This is a genomic window from Streptomyces formicae (assembly GCF_002556545.1).
Lineage (GTDB): Bacteria > Actinomycetota > Actinomycetes > Streptomycetales > Streptomycetaceae > Streptomyces > Streptomyces formicae_A.
The window spans coordinates 1,476,340-1,498,223 of the sequence record NZ_CP022685.1; the positions used below are offsets into that span (position 1 = coordinate 1,476,340).

At 73.8% G+C, this 21,884-nt stretch carries 4 protein-coding genes and 1 pseudogene; 4 read left to right on the forward strand and 1 reads right to left on the reverse strand.

Annotated features, from left to right (window positions below; translation table 11 throughout):
• Positions 1–24 precede the first annotated feature (24 nt).
• The 4 genes and pseudogenes from KY5_RS06020 to KY5_RS06035 all read left to right on the forward strand — a co-directional run.
• Positions 25–4,746, forward strand: a pseudogene (locus tag KY5_RS06020) (type I polyketide synthase); the annotation flags it as partial.
• 163 nt (positions 4,747–4,909) lie between these two features.
• Positions 4,910–5,752, forward strand: coding sequence for a hypothetical protein (locus KY5_RS06025; protein WP_098241228.1), 843 nt, complete (start codon positions 4,910–4,912; stop codon positions 5,750–5,752).
• A 26-nt stretch (positions 5,753–5,778) separates the two neighbouring features.
• A complete protein-coding gene (locus KY5_RS06030) occupies positions 5,779–6,309 on the forward strand; it encodes a carboxymuconolactone decarboxylase family protein (protein WP_098241229.1) in 531 nt (176 codons plus the stop codon).
• 81 nt (positions 6,310–6,390) lie between these two features.
• Complete coding sequence (locus tag KY5_RS06035; RefSeq protein ID WP_098241230.1) at positions 6,391–7,671, forward strand: MFS transporter; 1,281 nt, start codon at positions 6,391–6,393, stop codon at positions 7,669–7,671.
• A gap of 216 nt (positions 7,672–7,887) precedes the next feature.
• On the opposite strand, the gene KY5_RS06040 is transcribed toward KY5_RS06035, so the two are convergent.
• Positions 7,888–21,882, reverse strand: a complete 13,995-nt coding sequence (locus tag KY5_RS06040; RefSeq protein WP_098241231.1) for a type I polyketide synthase — start codon at positions 21,880–21,882, stop codon at positions 7,888–7,890.
• Positions 21,883–21,884 lie beyond the last annotated feature (2 nt).

Below are 21,884 nucleotides of genomic sequence, written 5' to 3' on the forward strand. Positions count from 1 at the left end.
AGGGCCACCACGGCCGACACCGACAACGAGGCCAAGCTCGTCGCCTATCTGCAGCGGGTGACGGTCGATCTGCACGAGACCCGCCGCAGGCTCGGCGAGGTGCAGGAGCGGGGCCGGGAGCCGATCGCGATCACCGGCATGGCCTGCCGCTTCCCCGGCGGGGTGCGCAGCCCCGAGGAGCTGTGGGACCTCGTCGCGAACGGCACCGACGCGATAGGCCCCTTCCCCACCGACCGCGGCTGGGACGTGGAGAAGCTGTACGACCCCGATCCCGACGCGGTCGGCACCACGTACACCCGGCAGGGCGGATTCCTGCACGACGCCGCCGACTTCGACGCCTCCTTCTTCGGCCTCAGCCCGCGTGAGGCGGCGGCCACCGACCCGCAGCAGCGGCTGCTCCTGGAGACCTCCTGGGAGGCGGTCGAGCGGGCCGGGATCGACCCCGCCACCCTGCGCGGCACCGGCACCGGTGTGTTCATGGGCGTCATGTACAACGACTACGCGAGCCGCCTGCGGCCCGTCCCCGACGGCTACGAGGGGTACATCGGCAGCGGCAGCGCGGGCAGTGTGGCGTCCGGCCGCATCTCGTACACCCTGGGCCTGGAAGGTCCCGCCGTCTCCGTCGACACCGCCTGCTCCTCGTCCCTGACCGCGCTGCACCTGGCGATCCGTGCGCTGCGCGCGGGCGAGTGCTCGCTGGCGCTCGTGGGCGGGGTCAGCGTGATGTCGACGCCGGGCGTGTTCGTCGAGTTCAGCCGCCAGCGCGGGCTCGCGTCCGACGGGCGCTGCAAGGCGTTCTCGGCGTCCGCCGACGGGGCGGGCTGGAGCGAGGGCGCGGGCGTCCTGCTCGTCGAACGGCTCTCGGACGCGCAGCGGCTCGGCCATCCCGTCCTCGCCGTCGTCCGCGGTTCCGCCGTCAACCAGGACGGCGCGAGCAACGGCCTCACCGCGCCCAACGGCCCGTCCCAGGAACGGGTGATCGGCCAGGCGCTCGCCGACAGCGGTCTCACCGCCGACCGGATCGACGCCATCGAGGGCCACGGCACGGGCACCACGCTCGGCGACCCGATCGAGGCGCGCGCCCTGCTCGCCACCTACGGTCCCGGGCGCCCCGCGGACCGGCCCGCCTGGCTGGGCTCCCTCAAGTCGAACATCGGGCACACCCAGGCGGCCGCGGGAGTGGGCGGCATCATCAAGATGGTGATGGCCATGCGCAACGGCGTCCTGCCGCGCAGCCTGTACTCCGAGCAGCCGTCACCCCACGTCGACTGGTCGGCGGGGAACGTCAAGCTCCTGTCCGCTGCCAGGCCCTGGCAGCGCGACGGCGAGCGGCCGCGCCGCGCCGCCGTGTCCTCCTTCGGGATCAGCGGCACCAACGCGCACGTCATCGTGGAGGAGGCGCCCGCGCCCAAGGCGGCCGCCGAACAGAGCGGCGAGGGAACCGATGCGCCCGCCGTGCTGCCCTGGCTCCTCTCGGGCCGCTCGGCCGAAGCGGTGCGCGCCCAGGCGGCACGCCTCCTCGAAGGCACCGCGCGGACCGGCGCCGACGCCTGCCCCGATCCGCACCCGGCGGCCGTGGCCCGCGCGCTCGCCACCGGGCGCACCGCCTTCGACCACCGCGCCGCGGTCGTCGGCCGCGACACCGACGCGCTGCGCGCCGCCCTGACCCGGCTCGCCGCCGGGGAGAGCGCACCCGACGTCGTACGAGGCGTCCGCCGCCCCGGCGACGCGGCGAGGCCCGCCGTCCTGTTCACCGGCCAGGGCTCCCAACGCCCCGGCATGGGGCGTGAGTTGTACGAGGAGCTGCCCGCGTTCGCGCGGGCGCTCGACGAGACGTGCGCGGCCCTCGACCCGCACCTCGAACGGCCGCTGCGCGACGTGCTGTTCGCGGCGCCCGGCAGCCCCGAGGCCGAGCTCCTCGACCGCACCGACTGGACGCAGCCCGCGCTCTTCGCCGTCGAGGTCTCCCTGTACCGGCTCGTGGAACAGTGGGGCATCCGCCCCGGGCAGCTCATCGGGCACTCGGTCGGCGGGATCGCCGCCGCGCACGTGGCCGGGGTCTTCTCGCTCGCCGACACCGCCCGGCTGATCACGGCTCGCGGCCGGCTGATGCGCGAACTCCCCCCGGGCGGCTCGATGCTGGCGGTCCAGGCGTCCGAGGAGGCGCTGCTCGACCTCGTGGAGAAGTTCGAGGGGATCGCCGTCGGCGCGGTCAACGGGCCCGACGCCTCGGTCCTCTCCGGTGACGCCGATGAACTGCGCCGCGCCGCCACCCTGCTGCGCAAGCAGGGCGTCAAGACCAAGCGGCTGCGGGTCAGCCACGCGTTCCACTCGCAGCTGATGGACCCGATGCTGCCCGAGTTCCGCCGCGTCGCCGAGTCGGTCGAATACCACGAGCCGACGCTGACCGTGGTCTCCGACCTGACCGGGGAGATCGCGGGGCCCGGCGTGCTCACCGACCCCGAGTACTGGGTGCGGCACGCGCGCGGCACCGTCCGCTTCGGCGACGGCGTCCGCGCACTGCGGGAGAACAACGCGGGGATCTTCCTGGAGCTGGGCCCCGACGCGGTGCTCACCCCGCTCGCGCAGACCGCCCTGCCCGCCGAACCCGCCGGGGAACGGGCCGTGTTCGTGCCCGCGCTGCGCCGCGACAGGGCGGAGGCCCCGAGCCTGCTCGCGGCCGTGGCGCAGTTGCACACGTACGGCACGGCCGTGGACTGGCCGACCGTCCTGGACGGCGCCCCCTCGGACCATGTCGACCTGCCCACCTACCCGTTCCAGCGACGCCGTCACTGGCTCGACGAGGTCGAGGAGGCACCGGCCGCGGGCGGGACTCCTGGGTCCGGCGCCACCGCCGACGACGCGTTCTGGACGGCGATCACGGAATCCGACCTCGACTCGCTGACCGACGCGCTCGCGCTGGACGCGGAGGACCACCCGGCGCTCCGTGCGATCCTGCCGCGCCTTTCGGCGTACCGGCGCAGCGGCGGCTGGTGGTACCGCACCGGCTGGGAGGGCCTCACGGACGCCAACGGGCCCGCGCTGAGCGGGCATTGGCTGATCGTCACGGGCCCCGAAGGAACGGCGGACGACGCGCTCGCGACGTGGGCCGCCGACGCGGTGCGCGGGGCGGGGGCGCGGGTCACCGTGGCGGACACGGTGACCCGGGCGGTGGAGCAGGCCGGGCCCGGGGGCATCGACGGCGTGCTGTCCCTCCTGACCGGCGTCGGCCCTACCCTGGAACTGGTCCGCGACGTCACGTACGCCCTGCCGTCGGCCAGGCTGTGGATCGGCACCCGTGGCGCCGTGTCCGTGGACGCCTCCGACGACGCGGGCGACCCGGCGGCGGCGCGGCTGTGGGGCATCGGACAGGCCGTGGCGCTCGAACACCCCGAGCGGTGGGGCGGTCTGATCGACTTCCCCGGCCTGCTCGACGAGCGCGCGGCGGGCCGCGTGGCCGCCGCCCTCGCCGGGCACGGCGGCGAGAACCAGCTCGCGGTGCGCGCCAGCGGCAGCCACGCCCGGCGCCTGCTGCACGCGCCGCTCGGCGAGGAGCGGGCCGCGCCGCGCCCGCGCGGCGACGGCACGGTGCTCGTCACCGTGGACGCGGGCGAGGAGGGCGCGCGCGGTCCTGGCGCCTCTGGTGACCTCGGGCTCTCGGTCGCGCTGCGGCTCGCCCGCAGCGGGGCGCGGCACGTCCTGCTCGTGCGGTCGCCCGGCGGCTCCGGGCAGGCCCTGACCGTGGAGGCCGAGGCCGAACTCCTCGCCCTGGGCATCGAGGTGACCGTGGCCACCTGCGACCTCACGGACGTCGCGGCGCTCACCGCGCTCCGCGACCGGCTGCCCGCCGACCGTCCACTGACGTCCGTGGTGCACGCGCGCGGCACGGCGGGCGACCGACTGCTGGCGGAGCTCGCACCGGCAGAGGCGGAGCGCGTGGTGGGCGCGGCGACCGCGACCGCCGTCGCCCTGCACGAACTGGCCTCGCTGCCGGACGCGTCGGGCCAGGTGCCCGCGCTGTTCCTGCTCTCCCCCGCGACCGCGGCCCCCGGCGCGCCGGGCCGGGCCGTGGACCTCGCGGCGGGCGCGTTCCTGGACGCCCTCGCCGAGCGGCGCCGCGCGGCCGGTCTGCCCGCGAAGTCCGTGACGATCGGTCCCTGGACGGACGGCGGCACCGACGAGCAGGAGCAGCCGGGGGTGCGTCCGGTGCATCTGCCGCTGGTGGTCGCGGCGCTGGCCAGGGCCGTGACGTACGACGCGCCCGCGCTGATCACCGTGGACGCCGACTGGGCACGGCTCGCCCCGAGGCTCGGCGCCTCCGCCCTGGCACCCCTGCTGCGACGGCTGCCCGCGGCGGCCGGGCAGCTCGAAGGGCCGGGCGGCGGTGCCGACGTCCGCGCCGACACCGACGCCGGGGGCGCGCTGCCCGCGCTGCCCCTCGAACCGGAGTCGCTGCGGCTGCTGCTCGCCAAGTCGCCCGCGGGCGACCGCCAGCGGCTGCTGCTCCGCCTGGTGCGGGAGCGGACGTCGACCGTCCTTGACCGGGGCGCGCTGGACAGCGTCGGCGCGGACGAACAGTTCCTGGACATGGGCTTCTCGTCGTTCATGGCGCTCCAGCTGCGCAACGAGCTGAGCGCGGTGACCGGGGTCGAGCTGCCGGTCACGGCGGTCTTCGACCACCCGACGCCCGAGGACCTGTCGCGGATGCTCAGTGGGGAGCTGGCCGGGGAGCACGAGCAGGTGTAGCCCCGCACGACCTGATCCTCCGGCCCCGCATCGGGACCGGAGGATCAGTCATGTGTGCCCCCTGATCACCACTTCACAGATACCCCCCAGGGGTATACAGTCATCGACGTGGCCCCGACCGGGACCACGCCACTGACGCACGCATCACACCCTGGGAGATGTCATGAAGGACCACAGCAGCCACGATGGCCACAGCAACCACAACAGCCACGGCGGAGCCCAGCCGGGTGGCCTGGCGGTCTCCGAGCACGGATACACCCTCGAACTCGACTCGACGCTCCTCGCCGCGGGCGTGCGCCCTGTCAGCTTCCGGGTGATCGGCCCCGACGGGCTCGCAGTGACCGAGTTCGCGGCCGAGCACGAGAAGAAGCTGCACTTCATAGCCGTTCGGCGCGACACGGCCGGGTTCCAGCACGTGCACCCGGTGATGGACGAGAAGGGCACCTGGAGCGTCGAACTGGCCCTGGAGCCAGGGGACTGGAGATTCTTCGCCGACATCCACCCGGTCGGCCACGGCGGGACGATGACGTTGGGGATCGACGCCGCCGTCGCCGGTCCGTACGACCCGCGACCGCTCCCCGAGGCCACGAAGGTCGCGCGGATCGGCGCGTACACCGTCGCGCTCGACGGCGAACTCCTGCCGGGCCTGGCGAGCGAACTGACCCTCACCGTCAGCAGGGACGGCCGCCCCGTCACCGACCTGCAGCCCTACCTGGCCGCGTACGGGCACTTGGTGGCCCTGCGGGTCGGTGACCTGGGCTACCTCCACGTCCACCCGGAAGGCGCGCCCGGTGACGGCGCCACCGCGCCCGGCCCCGAGATCGCCTTCATGGCGGTCGCACCCTCAGCAGGCACCTACCGCCTGTACCTGGACTTCCAGCACGAGGGCGTCGTACGGACGGCCGAGTTCACGGTGCGGACCACCGCGCCTGCTCCCCACTCGGACGCCGCCCCCGAGCACAACCACCACGCCCACAGCAGCCACACCCACCACGCACACCACTGACCGCGCCACCACACGAAAGGAGCGTCATGCCCCGCCTGACCCGGCTCACGCCCGACACGGCGGTCGGCGCCTCGCGCGACCTCCTCGCCGACCTCGCCTCCCGCCACGGCCACATCGGCGACATGGTCTCCACGATGGCTCACTCGCCCGCCGTACTGGGCGGCTACCTCCAGCTCAGCCGCGCCATGGGGCGAGCCAAGCTCGACCGGAAGACCAGCGAACGGATCTCGATAGCCGTACAGGCCCAGCAGGGCTGCGGACTGTGCCTCGAGGCGCACGTCGGCGCCGCCCGCGCCATGGGGGTGGACGAGGAGGAGATCGCGCGTGCCCGCGCGGGCACCTCGGACGATCCCGCGATCGCGGCGGTCATCGCCCTCGCCCTCCGGATCTACCGCGAGCCGACCTCGATCACCGACGAACAGGTCGCCGCGCTGCGCGAACACGGGTACAGCGACCGGGCGTTGGCCGACGTCGTCGGCGTCGTCGCGCTCAACGTCCTCACCGGCGCCTTCAACCTCCTCGCCGGTCTCACACCGGAGAGCGACACCGGTGCGTAGCGACAACTCCGCCTGTCCGCGCGGGACACGGCCGCCACCCCGGGGCCGTGCCCCGCCGCCTGAACGTAGAAGGAACCCGCCATGCGTCTCTTCGCCATCCGCGACTACCGCTTCCTGTTCGGCGCCCAGGTGATCGCCCTCTTCGGTACGGGGCTGACCACCGTGGCCCTCGGACTGCTGGCCTACGACCTCGCGGGCCCGGACGCCGGAATGGTCCTCGGCACCGCCCTGACGATCAAGATGGTCATGTACGTGGTCATCGCCCCACTGGCCGCCGCGTACGTCGACCGGCTCCCCCGAAGAACCTTCCTGGTTTTCCTCGACGTGGTCCGTGGCGCGGTGGTCCTCGCGCTGCCGCTGGTCACCGAGGTCTGGCACATCTACGTCCTGATCGGCCTGCTCCAGTCCGCGTCCGCGGCGTTCACCCCGACGTTCCAGGCCGTCATCCCCGACATCGTCACCGACGAGTCCGCCTACACGCGTGCCCTGTCCGCCTCCCAGGTCGCCTCCACCATGGAGAGCCTGCTCAGCCCCGTACTGGCAGCCGTCGCCCTGGCGTTCATGAGCTTCGACCGGCTGTTCCTCGGCACCTCCGCCGGATTCCTCCTCTCCGCCGTGCTCGTCCTGGCGACACGCGTCCCCGACGCCCGCCCCAGCACCCACACCAAGGCGTGGGCCAAGGCCACGGCGGGCATCCGGACCTTCCTCGGGACGCCGCGGCTGCGCGGCATCATGGCGCTCAACCTCGTGGTCGCGGCGGCGGGTTCGATCGTCGTCGTCAACACCGTCAACTACGTCCGTGACGAACTCGGCGGCTCGCAGTCGAACGTCGCCTGGATGCTCGCCGCCTCCGGCACCGGAACCCTCCTGGCCGCCCTCGCACTCCCCCGCGTCCTGGACCGGATCGCCGCCCGCACCGTCATGATGACGGGCGCCGGAGTCCTCGTCGGCGCCACGACCGCCGCGGTGACGCTCGTCGCGACCGACCTCGCCACGTGGACGGGCACGGCGGTCATCTGGTCCGTGATCGGCATCGGCATGGCACTGATCATCACGCCGACCGGCAAGGTCCTGCGCGCCTCCGTCACCCGGAGCGCGATCCCCGAGGCGTTCGCCGCCCAGTTCTCCCTGTCGCACCTGGCCTGGCTGGTCACCTACCCCGTCGCGGGCTGGCTCGGCACGAACGCGGGCTTCGTCCTCACGTGGTCCGTCCTGGCGACGCTGGCCGCGGCAGGAGCGATCACCGCCCACCTCCTGTGGCCGCGCCACGACACGGGCGGAACCACAACCACGACCACGCTCACCACACCCGCCGGGCACACATCCAGCGGGGACCGGTCCACCTTGTCGAAAGCCGCGTGAGAAGGCATCTATCACGCGGTACGTGACAGCGCGCATTCTGGAAACATGAATGAGTCGGCACGTCTACTTCACGGCGGACGGATCAAACCAGATCGTGCGGACGTCGGTCAGGACAGCGTGGAAGTGAGAAAGGCCGAGAAGAGCCGAGAGAGCCGCCTTCCAGGGCCCGGATAACGGTCCTGGAAGGCGGCTCTCTCAACTGCCGGGCGCGGGCGGTCAGTCCAGCGCCGACATCCCCAGCTCCTCGTCGAGCGCGTCGAACAGCTCGTCGTCGGTGGCCGACGACAGGTCGTCATCGGCCGCCCCGCCGCTCTGCCAGCTCCGCAGCAGCTCCGCGAGGCGGGCGCCGACCTCGGCGTGCTCCTCGGGACCGCTCGGTCCCGCGGCGAGCGCCGCCGCGAGGCGGTCGATCTCGGCCGCGACCGTCACCGCGGGCCCCTGCTCGTCGGGCAGCAGGCGTTCGCCCAGGTGGGCGGCGAGCCCCGCGGCCGTCGGATAGTCGAAGACGAGGGTGGTCGGCAGCCGGAGGCCGGTCGCCACGCCGAGGCGGTTGCGCAGTTCCACGGCGGTCAGCGAGTCGAGCCCCATGTCCTGCAGTCCCTGCTGGGGATCGACGGTGCGTACGTCGGCGTGGCCGAGGACGCCCGCGACCTCTTCGCGTACGAGCGTGAGGAGCGTCCGCTCGCGTTCGTCGGCGGGCAGTGCGGCGAGCCGGTCGGCGAGGGACCGCTGACCACCGTCCGCCGCGCCCGCCCCGCCCGCCGCTGCCACGGCCCGGCGCGCGGGGACGCGCACCAGGGTCCTCAGGAGCGGCCGCAGCCGCCCGTCGGCCGCCTCGGTCCGCAGCGCGGCGAGGTCCAGCTTGGCCGGTACGAGGACGGGCCGACCCGCGACGAGCGCCGCGTCGAGGAGCGCGAGGCCCTCGGGTGCGCTCATCGGGGCGATGCCGGAGCGGGCGAGCCTGGCGCGGTCGGCCTCCTGGAGGTCGCCGGTCATGCCGCCGCTCTCGTCCCACAGGCCCCACCCGAGGGAGAGACCCGGCAGGCCGTCGGCGTGCCGGTGAGCGGCGAGCCCGTCGAGGAAGGCGTTGGCCGCGGCGTAGTTGGCCTGTCCCGCGGTGCCCACCGTGGCGGCGACCGAGGAGAACAGCAGGAACGCCGACAGGTCGAGGTCCCTGGTGAGTTCGTGCAGGTGCCAGGCCGCGTCCACCTTGGGCCGCAGGACCGCGTCGAGCCGTTCGGGGGTGAGCCCGGTGAGCACGCCGTCGTCCAGGACGCCCGCGATGTGCGCGACCGCCGTCAGCGGCCGGTCGGCGGGCACGGTGGCGAGGAGTCCGGCGAGCGCGGCCCGGTCGGCGACGTCGCAGGCCCGCAGGGTGACACGGGCGCCCGCCGCCTCAAGACCCGCGACGAGCTCGGCCGCTCCGGCGGCGTCGGGGCCGCCACGGCTGGTGAGCAGCAGGTTCCTGACGCCGTGTTCGCTCACCAGGTGCTCGGCGACGAGGCCGCCGAGCAGTCCGGTGGCGCCGGTGACCAGGACGGTGCCCTCCGGCCCGAAGGAGGCGGGTACGGAGTCCGCCCCGGTCTCCTCCGCGGCGGGCTCGGCGCCGATGAGCCTGGCCGCGTGGACGATGCCCTGGCGTACGGCCGTGCGCGGTTCGCCGGATGCCACCGCGGCGGCGACGACGCGGTCGGAGTCCGGGTGGCCGTCGAGGTCCACCAGGACGATCCGGCCGGGGTGTTCGGCCTGCGCGGCGGCGAGCAGACCGTGCACGGCGGAGGCCGCGAGGCCCGGTGTCTCACCGGGGAACACGGCGGCGCCGCGCCGGGTGAGGACCACCAAGCGGCTGCCGTCGAGGGCCTCGGTGGCCAGCCAGCCCTGGACGAGGCCGAGGACGTGGCGGGTGGCCTCCCGCACGGCGTCCGGGGCCTGCTGCTCCTCCTGGCCGTCGGGCGTGGCGGCGTCGACCAGCAGGACGTCCGGCGACGGGCCCCCCGCGGCGAGTGCCTCGCGCAGCGCGGCGAGGTCGGCGTGGGCGGTTGCCGCGCCGTACGCCGGTGCCGTCGTGCCGAGCGCCACCCACTGGCCCCGTTCCGGGAGTCCCGCCGGATCCGCGCTCTCGGCGAGCACGGTCCAGTCGACCCTGTAGAGTCCGCCGCCCGACGCGTTCTGCCGCGCGGCGCGCACCTGCCCGGCGTCCAGCGGGCGCAGGGCGATCTCCTCGACGAGGGCGACGGGCCGTCCTTCCTGGTCGGCGATCTGGAGGCTGTACGTGTCGGACCCCTCGGCGGGGGCGATGCGCACGCGTGCCGCGGTGGTGCCGGTCGCGTACAGCGTCACGCCGCCGAAGGAGAACGGCAGCCGGACGCCTTCGCCGTCCGCCGCGGGCGCGAGCAGCCGCAGCGCGCTGTCGAGCAGCGCGGGGTGGATGCCGTACGCGTCCGTGCCCGTGGCGCTCCGCTCGGCCGCCTCGGGCAGCCGTACCTCCGCGTAGCGCACCTCGTCCCGCTGCCAGGCGGCGCGCAGCCCCTGGAAGGCGGGGCCGAAGTCGAGCCCGGCGCCGGTGAGCCGCTCGTCGAGTGCGTCGGTGTCGACGGCCGTGGCGCCGGACGGCGGCCAGGCGGTGGCGAGTTCGTCCCAGGGCAGCACCGGTTCGGGCGTGCGGGCCGCGAGCAGCCCGGACGCGTGCCGGGTCCACGCGGTGGCTCCCGAGGTGTCTCCTTCGGCTTCGGCCCTGCTGTGCACGGCGAAGGGCCTGCGGCCCTCGGTGTCGGGTTCCCGCACCCCGATCTGGAGCCGCAGCCCACCGTTCTCGGGGAGCACCAGCGGTGCGTGCAGGGCGAGTTCCTCGACCCGTTCGCAGCCGACCCGGTCGCCCGCGCGCACCGCGAGGTCGGCGAAGGCCGCGCCCGGCAGCAGCACGCTCCCCGCCACCACGTGGTCGGCGAGCCACGGCTGGGCGGTGCGGGAGAGCCGTCCGGTGAGCAACAGCTCTTGCCCTCCGGCCAGTTCGACCTCGGCGCCGAGCAGCGGATGGTCGACGGCGTCCTGTCCCGCGCCGATGGCGTCGGCCGCGGCGGCGGGCGCGTCGAGCCAGTAGCGCTTGTGCTGGAAGGGGTAGGTGGGCAGCGGCTCTCGGCTGTCGTGGCCGGTGCCGTGCAGCGCGCTCCAGTCGACGCTCGTGCCGTGCGCGTACGCGGCGGCCAGCGCGGCAGGCAGCGTCCGCGCCTCGGCGTGCCCGGCGCGCAGCGCGGCCGCGGCCACCACCGGGGCGCCGCCGTCGGCGTCGTCACCGAGGCTGCCGCGGACCATGGCGGTGAGGACGGGATCGGGACCCAACTCCAGGAAGGTGGTCACCGACTGCTCGCGCAGCGCCCGCACACCATCGTGGAAGCGGACAGCGGCACGGATGTGACCCGCCCAGTACCCCGCCGACGTCAACTCCCCCGCCACCGCGACCCGTCCGCTCACATTCGAGATGACCGGGATCGACGGCTCGCGATACGTCACCGTCTCCGCCACCCGACGGAACTCCTCCACCACACCGTCCATGTGCGGCGAATGGAACGCGTGACTGACCCGCAACTCCTTCGTCTTCACACCACGCCCGGCAAACCCCGCCGCCACCTCACGCACCGCGTCCGCGTCACCGGAGATCACGGTGGACTCGGGTCCGTTGACGGCGGCGATGCTGACGAGGCCCTCGAACGCGGCCAGTTCGGGCAGCACATCGGGCTCGGGGGCCCGGACGGCGACCATGACACCGCCCTCCTGGGCGCTGTCCATCAGCAGACCGCGCGCGGCGACCAGGGCCGCCGCGTCCGCGAGCGAGAACACCCCGGCGACGTACGCGGCCGTCAGCTCGCCGACCGAGTGGCCGATCACGGCGTCCGGGCGGACCCCGAAGGACTCCACGAGCCGGTACAGGGATGCCTCGACGGCGAACAGGGCGGGCTGTGTGAAGGCGGTACGGTGCAGCAGTTCCTCCTCCGCACTCCCCTCCGCCGCGAAGACCAGCTCGCGCAGCGACCTGCCGATCAGCGGGTCGAGGACCGCGCACACCTCGTCGAAGGCGGCCGCGAACACCGGGAACGCCTCGTACAACTCACGCCCCATGCCAGGGCGTTGGCTCCCCTGGCCGGTGAACATCAGAGCCGTGCGGCCGCTGTCCGCACTCGTGCCGCGCACCACGTTCGCCGTGTTCTCGCCGCGGGCGAGCGCGGCCAGGCCCTCCAGGAGTTCGGCCCGGTCCTCGCCGAGCACCACCGCGCGCCGGTCGAAGGCGGTGCGGCCCGTCGTGAGGGTGCGGGCGATCTCGCGCGGCCGGAACGTGCCGTCGGAGTCGGACGCCAGGTGCGCGTGCAGCCGTGCCGCCTGGTCGCGCAGCGCCTCGGGGGAACGCGCGGACAGGGCCCAGGCGACCGGCGCCGGGGACGGCTCCTCCTCGCCGGACCGCTCGGTGTCCGCCTCCGAGTCGGCGGCCTGTTCGAGGATGACGTGGGCGTTGGTGCCGCTGATGCCGAACGAGGAGACGGCGGCCCTGCGCGGCCTGTCGAGCTCGGGCCAGACCTGCTCCTCCGCGAGCAGCGACACGGCGCCGGTGGACCAGTCGACGTGCGGAGACGGCTCCTCGACGTACAGCGTGCGCGGCAGGACGCCCGCGCGCAGGGCCGTCACCATCTTGATGACGCCGCCGACGCCCGCCGCGGCCTGGGTGTGACCGATGTTGGACTTCAACGAGCCGAGCCACAGCGGCTGTTCGGCCGTGTGCTCCTGGCCGTACGTGGCGAGCAGCGCCTGTGCCTCGATGGGGTCGCCGAGGCGGGTGCCCGTGCCGTGCGCCTCGACCGCGTCGACCTCGGACGCGGTCAGGCCCGCGCTGTGCAGGGCCTGCCGGATGACCCGCTCCTGCGAAGGTCCGTTCGGCGCGGTCAGACCGTTGCTCGCGCCGTCCTGGTTGACGGCCGAGCCGCGCAGGACCGCGAGGACGGGGTGGCCGTTGCGGCGCGCGTCGGAGAGCCGCTCCACCAGGAGCATGCCGACGCCCTCCGACCAGCCCGCGCCGTCCGCGTCGGCGGAGAAGGACTTGCAGCGGCCGTCGGGGGCCATGCCGCGCTGCCTGCTGAATTCGATGAAGACGCTCGGCGTCGCCATGACGGTGACACCGCCCGCGAGGGCGAGCGAGCACTCGCCCTGGCGCAGGGCCTGCGCGGCAAGGTGCAGCGCCACGAGGGACGACGAGCACGCCGTGTCCACCGTCACCGCCGGGCCCTCGAAGCCGAAGGTGTAGGAGACCCGGCCGGTGGCGACACTGCCCCGGCTGCCGTTGTTCAGGTAGCCCTCGAACCCTTCGGGGGCGGTGTGCAGCCGCGAGCCGTAGTCGTCGTACATCACACCGGCGAACACGCCGGTGCTGCTGCCGCGCAGGCTGTGCGGATCGATCCCGGCCCGCTCGACGGCCTCCCACGACGTCTCCAGGAGCAGCCGCTGCTGCGGGTCCATGGCGAGCGCCTCACGCGGGCTGATGCCGAAGAACTCCGCGTCGAAGCCGTCGGCGTCGTGGAGGAAGCCGCCCTCCTTCGCGTACGTGGTGCCTTCGCGGTCCGGGTCGGGGTGGTAGAGCCGCTCCGCGTCCCAGCCGCGCCCCTCGGGGAACTCCCCCACGGCGTCGACGCCTTCGGCCACCACGCGCCACAGGTCCTCGGGCGAGCCGACGCCGCCGGGGTAGCGGCAGCTCATGGCGATGATCGCGATCGGGTCGTCGTCCAGGGGCGCCCCCGGCCCCGGTCGCGGCACGGCGGCCGGAACGACGGCAGTGCCGCCGGACACGCGCCCCGCGAGATGGGCCACCACGGCGTCGGGCGTCGGGTGGTCGAAGACGAGGGTGGCGGGGAGCTGGAGGCCGGTGGCCGCGTTGAGGCGGTTGCGCAGCTCCACGGAGATCAGCGAGTCGAAGCCCGCGTCCTTGAAGCTGCGCGCCCCTTCGACGGCTCCGGCGTCGGCGTGTCCGAGGACAGTGGCGACCTGCGTACGGACCAGGTCCCGCAGCGCGAGGTCCCGGTCAGTCGCCGGGAGCGCGGCGATGCGCTCCGTCCAAGAGGCGCCGCCCGTCGCGGCGACGGCCGCCGCCGCGCGGCGCGCGGGAGCCCTGACGAGCCCGCGGAGCACGGCGGGCAGCAGCCCGGAGGCGGCCTGCGCGCGCAGCGCACGCTGGTCCAGCTTCGCCGGTACGAGGACGGCATCGTCGGCGGCGAGCGCCGCGTCGAGCAGGGCGAGGCCCTGCTCCGACGTCATCGGCGCGACACCGCCGCGCGACATCCGCGCGATGTCGGCCGCGTCCAGGTGGCCCGTCATGCCGGTGGCCTGGCCCCAGAGCCCCCAGGCGAGGGAGGTCGCGGGCAGCCCCTGGGCGCGGCGGTGCGCGGCGAGGGCGTCCAGGAAGCCGTTCGCGGCCGTGTAGTTGGCCTGTCCCGCGTTGCCGAGGGTCGCCGTGACCGAGGAGAAGAGCACGAAGGCCGCGAGGTCCGCGCCCAGGTCGCGGGTGAGCTCGTGGAGGTGCCAGGCCGCGTCGGCCTTCGGGCGCAGCACGGCGTCGAACCGCTCGGGCGTGAGCCCCCCGAGCGTGCTGTCGTCGAGGGTGCCCGCCGTGTGGAACACGGCGGTGAGGGGGTGCGCGGCGGGGATGCCCGCGAGGAGCGCCGCCACCGCGTCCCGGTCCGCGACGTCGCAGGCGACGACCTCCACATCGGCGCCCAGCGCGGTGAGCTCGGCCGTCAGATCGGCCGCGCCCGGCGCGTCGGCACCGCGCCTGCTCGCGAGGAGGAGCCGGGTGACGCCGTGGCCGGTCACGAGGTGCCGGGCGACGAGGGTGCCGAGGGTGCCGGACGCGCCGGTGATCAGGACGGTGCCGTCGGACAGCGCCTGTGCGGTGGTCTCGCTCCCGGCCGCTTCCGCCGGGCTCGCGGGCGGCTGTGCCCGTACGAGCCTGGGAAGGTGCGCCGTGCCGTCCCGCAGGGCGAGTTCGGGCTCCGTGTCGGCGGCGAGGTGCGCGAGCAGGGCGGCAGGGGACGCCTCGTGCGCGTCGAGGTCGGCGAGGGTGATCCTGCCGGGCTGCTCGGCACGCACGCTTCTGGCGAAGCCCCATGCAGCGGCTACGGCCGGGGCGGAGGCATCGACTTCCGGGCGCACGTTCGCGGCGCCCCGTGTCACGAGTACCAGGCGCGTGTCGGACAAGGTGTCCGCGCCCGCCCAATCCTGGAGCTCGGCCAGCACCCGGTGCGTGACCGCCCGCACGGCGGCGGGTCCTTCGGCCCCTTCGGCGGGGCGGTCGACGGCCAGCAGGACGACGTCGGGTACGGGGGCTCCCGCCTCGACGGCGGCGCGCAGCGCGGCGGCGTCGGGATGGACGGAGGCGGTGGCGTGTTCGCTACGCACGGCTGCCGTCAGGTCGGCGGTGAGGGAGTCGTCGCCGCCGAGCACCGACCAGAGAGGCGAGGCCCCCTTCGGCTCGGGCGCGGGAGCCGGGGTCCACTCCATCTTGTAAAGGGAGTCGGTCGCCGCGCTCACCGCAGGGGCGAGCGCTCCGCCGGGGACGGGACGCAGCGCCAGCGAGGCCACCGAGGCGACGGGACGCCCCTCGGCGTCGGCCGCGTCGACGCGGAGCGTGTGCGGGCCCACCGGGGCGAGACGCACGCGGAGCACCGTCGCACCGGTCGCGTACAGACGCACGCCCGACCAGACGAAGGGCAGCCGCGGCACCTCGTCGCCGTCGGCCTCGCCCTCGGAACCGTCACCGGCCGGGAGCAGCCCCGCGTGCAGGGCGGCGTCGAGGAGGGCGGGATGCAGCCCGAACTCTGCTGCGGACGCCTGCTGTTCGTCGGTGAGCAGCACTTCGGCGTAGGTCGCGTCCGGGGTGTGCCAGGCGGCGCGTACGCCCTGGAAGACCGGACCGTAGTCGTACCCGCGCTCCGCGAGCCGGGCGTACAGCGCGTCGACGTCCAGGGCACGAGCGTCGGACGGGGGCCAGGCCCGCAGGTCGTCCGGCGCGGCATCGGCGGCCCCGTCTGCGGCGGGCGCGAGGATGCCGGTGGCGTGGCGGGTCCACGGGCCGGTCTCGTCGTCGCCCTCCGCGTCCGCTCGTGCGTACACGCTCACGGTGCGGCGGCCCGCGGCATCCGCGGCGTCCACGCCCACCTGGAGCTGGACCGTGTCGCCGGAACCGGGGGAACCGAGCAGGAGCGGTGCCTCCAGGGTGAGTTCGGCCAGTTCCTCGCAGCCGAGTTGTTCGCCCGCGTGGAGGGCGAGGTCGACGAAGGCGGTCCCGGGCAGCAGCACCGTGCCGGTCACAGCGTGATCCACAAGCCACGGCTGACCGCGCAGCGAAAGACGACCAGTCAGCAACAGACCGTCGTCACCGGCCAGCGTCACGGCCGCGCCCAGGAAGGCATGACCGGCGGCGCTCAGACCCGCCGCCGTCACATCACCCACCGGTGCGGACGACTCCAGCCAATAGCGAGTGCGCTGGAAGGCGTACGTCGGCAGGTCCACCGGGCGCACGGACGGGAACAGGTCCGTCCAGTCGACGCCCGCGCCATGGACGTACGCCTGACCGAGAGAGGTCAGGAACCGCTCCAGGCCGCCGTCGTCGCGACGCAGCGACGGGACTACATACGCGCCGGTCTCACCGACCGCTTCGAAGGTTTCCTGGAGGCCAATGGCCAACACCGGATGGGGACTTGACTCCACAAAGATGCGATGACCGTCCGCGAGCAACGCCCGGGTGGTCTTCTCGAACTCCACCGTGGTGCGCAGATTACGGAACCAGTACTCCGCATCCAGACCTGCCGTATCCAACGACTCACCCGTCACCGTCGAATAGAAGACGACGTCCGACGACTTCGGGGAGATCGGCGCCAGCAGACGCAGCACATCCTCACGAATACGATCCACATGCGCCGAATGCGAGGCGTAATCCACCGGCACCCGACGCGCCCGCACTCCTTCGTCGGCCAGCGCCTCCATCAGCTCATCCAGCGCAGACGCCGAACCCGACACCACCGTCGACGACGGCCCATTCACCGCCGCCACCCCGATATCCGCACTCCACCGACCGATCCGGGACCGGACCTCATCAGCAGGCAACGCCACCGACACCATCCCACCCAGACCCGCCAACGCCCTGATCGCCTGACTCCGCAACGCCACCACACGGGCGCCATCCTCAAGACTCAGCCCACCGGCCACGACCGCAGCAGCGATCTCACCCTGCGAATGACCCACCACCGCATCCGGCTCAACCCCATACGACCGCCACAACGCCGCAAGCGACACCATCACCGCCCACAACACCGGCTGCACCACATCCACCCGCTCCAACGCGACCGGATCATCCACAACCGCCAACAAATCCCACTCCACAAACGGCGAAAGCGCCTGCGCGCACTCCTCCCACCGCGCACCGAACACCGGCGAACCAGCACGCAACTCCCGCGCCATCCCCACCCACTGCGACCCCTGCCCCGGAAAGACAAACACCGACTTCCCACCCGCAACGACCCCAGCAGCCTCAGCCCCATCAGCCACCGCCGCGAGCCCTTCGAGCAACCGGTCCCGACCGGAACCGACCACAACAGCACGATGATCAAACTCGGCACGCGTACCGACCAACGCCGCACCCACACCCGCCAGATCAATCCCCGGACGCGCCTGCACATACGACGCCAACCGCGCCGCCTGCGCCCTCACCCCCTCCACACCCTTCGCCGACAACACCCACGGCACCACCGAAGGCCCTGACAGCGCAGACTCTTCCGGCCGCGCATCGCCCTGTTCGAGGATGACGTGCGCGTTGGTGCCGCTGATGCCGAACGAGGAGACGGCGGCCCTGCGCGGCCGGTCCACCTCGGGCCAGGACCGCTCCTGCGCGAGCAGCGACACCGCGCCCGCCGACCAGTCCACGTGCGGCGAGGGCTCGTCGGCGTGCAAGGTGCGCGGCAGGATTCCGGCCTGGAGGGCCAGGACCATTTTGATGACGCCGCCGACGCCCGCCGCCTGCTGAGCGTGGCCGATGTTGGACTTCAACGAGCCGAGCCACAGCGGCTGTTCGGCCGTGTGTTCCTTGCCGTATGTCGCGAGCAGCGCCTGCGCCTCGATCGGGTCACCCAGCTTGGTGCCCGTGCCGTGCGCCTCGACCACGTCCACATCCGCGCCCGTCAGACCCGCGTTCGCGAGAGCCTGACGGATCACCCGCTCCTGCGAAGGACCGTTCGGCGCGGCCAGACCATTGCTCGCGCCGTCCTGGTTCACGGCCGAGCCGCGCAGCACCGCGAGCACCGGGTGGCCGTTGCGACGCGCGTCGGAGAGCCGCTCCAGGACGAGCATGCCGACGCCCTCGCCCCAGCCCGTGCCGTCCGCGTCCGCCGAGAACGCCTTGCACCGGCCGTCGGGCGAAAGGCCCTGCTGGCGGCTGAACTCCACGAACATGCCGGGGGTCGCCATGACGGTCGCGCCGCCTGCGAGCGCGAGGGAGCACTCGCCCTGTCGCAGCGCCTGCGCCGCAAGGTGCAGCGCCACGAGGGACGACGAGCACGCCGTGTCCACCGTCACCGCCGGACCCTCGAAGCCCAGCGAGTACGAGATGCGGCCCGACGCCACACTCGTGGTGCTGCCGGTGAGCAGATAGCCCTCGTAGCCGTCGGCGGGTTCGTGCAGCCGGGGGCCGTAGTCCTGGGCGGTGGCGCCGACGAAGACGCCGGTGTCACTGCCGTGCAGCGTGCCGGGGTCGATACCGGCGCGCTCAAGCGCCTCCCACGACGTCTCCAGAAGCAGCCGCTGCTGCGGATCCATCGCAGCGGCCTCGCGCGGGCTGATGCCGAAGAACTCGGCGTCGAAACCGGCCACGTCGCGCAGGAATCCGCCGTCGCGCGTGTAGATCTTGCCGCTGCGGCCGCGCTCGGGGTCGTAGAGGCCCTCGACGTCCCAGCCCCGGTCGGTGGGCAGTCCGCCGATGGCGTCGACACCGTCGGCGACGATCCGCCAGAGGTCCTCGGGCGTCTCCACGCCGCCGGGGAAGCGGCAGCCCATGGCGACGACGGCGAGGGGTTCGTCGGCGGCCGCGCGCCGCACCGGGCCCTGCTGCTCGGTGACGTTGCCGTCCTGCGGCAGCAGTTCGCGGACGATGTGGCGGGCGAGGACCAGCGGGGTCGGGTGGTCGTAGACGGCGGACGCGGGCAGCGCGAGGCCGGTATCGGCGACGAGCAGGTCCCTGAGCTCCACGGAGGTCAGGGAGTTGTGGCCGATCTCCTTGAAGGAGAGCGTCGGCTCGATGGCCTCGTCGGTGCCGTAGCCGAGGATGTCGCCGGTGTGCCGCAGGACCAGGCCGAGCACGTGTTCCTCGCGCCGCCGGGCGGAGAGCCCGCGCAGGCGTGCCGCCAGGCCGGTGTCGTCGAGGTCGTCGAGGTCGTCGACATCCTCGGCGGCGTCCGCCGTGGGGTGCGCCGTGGCAGCCGGTACGGCGGCGGGCGCGTCGATCCAGTGGCGCTTGCGCTGGAACGGATACGTGGGCAGCGGCACGCGTCGGTCGCGGCCCGTGCCGTGCAGGGGGCTCCAGTCGACGTCGGTGCCGCCCGCGTACGCCGCCGCGAGGGCGCGCAGGGCCGTGCGGACCTCGTCGTAGCGGCGGTTGAGCAGCGCGGCGACGACGGCGGGCTCGCCGGAGTCCAGGTCCGCCACGGTGTCCTGGACCATGGCGGTGAGGACGGGATCGGGGCCAAGCTCCAGGAAGGTGGTCACCGACCGCTCGCGCAGCGCCCGCACACCATCGTGGAAACGAACACCGGCACGGATGTGGCCTGCCCAGTACCCCGCCGACGTCAACTCGCCCTCTGCCGCGACCCGTCCGCTCACATTCGAGACGACCGGAATCGACGGCTCGTGATACGTCACCGTCTCCGCCACCCGACGGAACTCCTCCACCACGCCGTCCATGTGCGGCGAATGGAACGCGTGACTGACCCGCAACTCCTTCGTCTTCGCACCACGCCCGGCAAACCCCGCCGCCACCTCACGCACCGCGTCCGCGTCACCGGAGATGACGACGGCCCGGGGGCCGTTGACCGCCGCCAGGTTCACCCGGCCTTGGTGGCGCTCCAGTTCGGGCAGTACGTCGGACTCGGGCGCGGCGAGGGCGATCATCGCGCCGCCCTCGGGCGCCCTGTCCATCAGCCGCCCGCGCGCGACGACGAGGACCGCCGCGTCCTCCAGCGAGAACACCCCGGCCACGTGGGCCGCGGCGAGTTCACCGACGGAGTGGCCGATGAGCAGGTCGGGCGTGACGCCGAAGGACTCCACCAGGCGGTGCAGCGCGACCTCGACGGCGAACAGGGCAGGCTGCGTGAAGGCGGTACGGTGCAGCAGTTCCTCCTCCGCGCTCCCCTCCGCCGCGAAGACCAGCTCGCGCAACGACCGCCCGAGCAGCGGGTCGAACGCCGCGCACACCTCGTCGAAGGCGGCCGCGAACACCGGGAACGCCTCGTACAACTCACGCCCCATGCCCGGACGCTGGCTGCCCTGCCCGGTGAAGAGGAAGGCGGTGCGTCCTTCCGTGGTGGACGTGCCGCGCACCACGTCCCGCGTGCTCTCGCCGCGGGCGAGCGCGGCCAGACCCTCCAGGAGTCCGGCCCGGTCCTTGCCGAGCACCACCGCGCGCCGGTCGAAGGCGGTGCGGGAGGTGGCGAGCGACAGGGCGACGTCGGCGGGGTCGAGTTCGGGGCGGGCCTCGGTGAAGTCCCGCAGCCGCGCCGCCTGGTCGCGCAGCGCGCGGTCGGTGCGCGCGGAGAGCACCCACGGCGCCGAGGGACGGAGCGGCTGCCCGGCGTCCCGGGTGGGCGACGTCGTCCGCCCCGGCGCCTCGGCGACGACGACGTGGCAGTTCGTGCCGCCCATGCCGAACGAGGAGACTCCGGCGATCAGCCGCTCATCGGGGCTCGGCCAGGGCGTGTGCTCGGTCTGCACCCGCAGGCGGTACGCGTCGAGCGGGATGTCGGGGTGGGGCGTGGCGAAGTTGAGGGCCCGAGGGATCTCCCGGTGTCCCACCGCGAGCGCCGCCTTGATGAGGGCGACGATGCCCGCGGCGCCCTCCAGGTGGCCGACGTTGGTCTTGGCGGAGCCGACGAGCAGCGGGTTGTCCGGCGTGCGCGTGGGGGCGAAGACGGCGCCGAGCGCGGCCGCCTCGACGGGGTCGCCCGCCTTGGTGCCGGTGCCGTGCAGCTCCACGTAGCCGACCTCGGCCGGGGTCACGCCCGCGTGTTCGTGGGCGAGCCGGATGACGGCTTCCTGTGCGCCCCGGTCGGGGACGGTGAGGCCGCGGCCACCGCCGTCGTTGTTGACGGCGCCGCCGAGGATGACGGAGAGGATGTCGTCGCCGTCGGCCTCGGCGTCCGCGAGCCGCTTGAGGACGACGATCCCGCCGCCCTCGCCGCGTACGTAGCCGTTGGCGCGCGCGTCGAAGGTGTAGCAGCGGCTGTCGGGCGAGAGTCCGCCGAACTTGGTGACGGAGACGCTGCTCTCCGGCGCCAGGATGAGGTTGACGCCGCCCGCGACGGCGAGCGCGGACTCGCCCTTGCGCAGGCTCTCGCACGCCTGGTGGACGGCGACGAGCGCCGAGGACTGGCCGGTGTCGACGACCAGGCTCGGGCCGCGCAGGCCCAGCTGGTAGGAGACGCGGTTGGCGATGATGCCGCGGTGCAGGCCCGTCGAGGTGAACGGGCCGATGGCGGCGGCACCCGCCCGGTGCAGCAGCGTCGCGTAGTCGTCGAGCATCGCCCCCGCGAAGACGCCGGTGCGGGTGCCGCGCAGGTCACCGGGGACGATGCCCGCGTTCTCCAGGGCCTCCCAGGCGAGTTCGAGCACGAGGCGCTGCTGCGGGTCCATGGCGGCGGCCTCGCGCGGCGCGATGCCGAAGAAGCGGGCGTCGAAGCCGTCGACCCGGTCGAGGAATCCGGCCTGGTGGGCATGCGTGGTGCCGGGGGCCGTGGGGTCGGCGTCGTAGAAATCGGCGGCGTTCCAGCGGTCGGCGGGCACGTCGCGCAGGGCGTGCTCGCCGTCGCGCAGGAGCTGCCAGAAGGCGTCGGGGTCGGGTGAGCCGGGCAGACGGCACGCCACGCCGACGATCGCGATGGCGTGGGCGTCCTGCGACTTCTTGCTGGTGGTCATGA